The sequence below is a fragment of the Pseudomonas sp. PARCl1 genome (assembly GCF_947311875.1).
Lineage (GTDB): Bacteria > Pseudomonadota > Gammaproteobacteria > Pseudomonadales > Pseudomonadaceae > Aquipseudomonas > Aquipseudomonas juntendi.
Genome location: NZ_CAMZMX010000107.1, coordinates 1 through 1,398 on the forward strand (window position 1 = coordinate 1; position 1,398 = coordinate 1,398).

General features: G+C 69.5%; 1 protein-coding gene. It reads right to left on the reverse strand.

The features are described from left to right. Window positions 1-1,398 (reverse strand): condensation domain-containing protein (locus QME24_RS24700; protein ID WP_281691088.1); only part of this gene is annotated, 1,398 nt, incomplete at both ends.

A 1,398-nucleotide genomic window follows, 5' to 3' on the forward strand; every position in this document is an offset into this window, starting at 1 on the left:
ATGGAACAGCATGCCCTGCTGCATCGGCGACAGTGGGTAGATGTCTTCGATTTCGGCCACCGCCACCGGCAGTGCGTCGAGTTGCGCCTGGCTCAGGCCCGCCAGCGGGAAGTCCGACGGCGTCAGCCCTTGCGGTGCCTGGCAGTGCTCGACCAGCGCCGCCAGCTCCGCCTCGTAGGCCCGCGCCAGCCGCTCGATGGTCGCGCGGGCGAACATCTGCCCGCTGAAGCTGAATGCCATGCTCAGCTCGCCGCCATACACCTGGCCATTGAGCACCAGCCAGTTGCCCAGCGGCGCCAGCGGGCTCTGCTCCTCACCTGCGCTTTCGGCGGCCGGCACGAACAGCGCCCGCTCATCGAACTGGCCATCGAGCTGGCCCAGGTAGTTGAAGGTGATGCGCGGCACCGGCAGCTCGGCCAGGCACGTGCGCGCAGCCTCGTCGCCCAGGTAGCGCAAAACACCGAAACCGATGCCTTTGTGCGGCACGCCGCGCAGCTGTTCCTTGACCTGCTTGATCGAGGCGCCAAGCTCGGCGGCCGGGGTCAGCCGCACCGGGTAGGCGCTGGTGAACCAGCCCACCGTACGGCTCAGGTCGATGTCGTCGAACAGGTCTTCGCGGCCATGCCCTTCCAGCTCCACCAGCGCCGAATCGGCGCCGCTCCAGCGGCACACCACCCGGGCCAAGGCAGTCAGCAGCAGGTCGTTGACCTGGGTGCGGTAGGCCGCCGGGGCCTGTTGCAGCAAGCGCCGGGTCAGCTCGGCACCCAGGCGTGCCTGCACGCTCTGGCGGTGACGGTTCTGCAGGCTGGCGCCCGGCTCGGCCTCGGGCAGGCCCTGCGGCGCACCGGCCAGTTGCCCTTGCCAGTAGGCCAGCTCGTTGTCCAGGCTTGCGGCATGCTGCTGCAGGCGTTCGCCCCAGGCCTTGAAGGCGCTGGTCTTGGCCGGCAGTTTCGGCGTGCTGCCCGCCAGGGCCTGGCGGTAGGCATCGTGCAGGTCTTCCAGCAGCACGCGCCAGGACACGCCATCGACCACCAGGTGGTGGATCACCAGCAGCAGGCGCTGGCCACCGTCGGCCAGCTCGATCAGCACCGCACGCAACAGCGGGCCCTGGGCCAGGTCCAGGCTACGCTGGGCCTCTTCGCAGGTCGCCTCGATTTCCTCGGCGCTGCGCAGTGCGGCACGCCACAGCAACGGCTGGGCCGGTTGCAGCGGACCGTGCTCGGCGCTGCCGTCGGCAAAGCGCAGGCGCAGGGCGTCGTGCTGGGCGTACAGTGCCAGCAGCGCCTGCTCCAATGCGGCGGCATCCACCGTTTCGGTGCCGCGCAGCAACAGCGACTGGTTCCAGTGCTGCGGCTCGCTCATGCGCTGGGCGAAGAACCACTGCTGGAACGGCAGCAA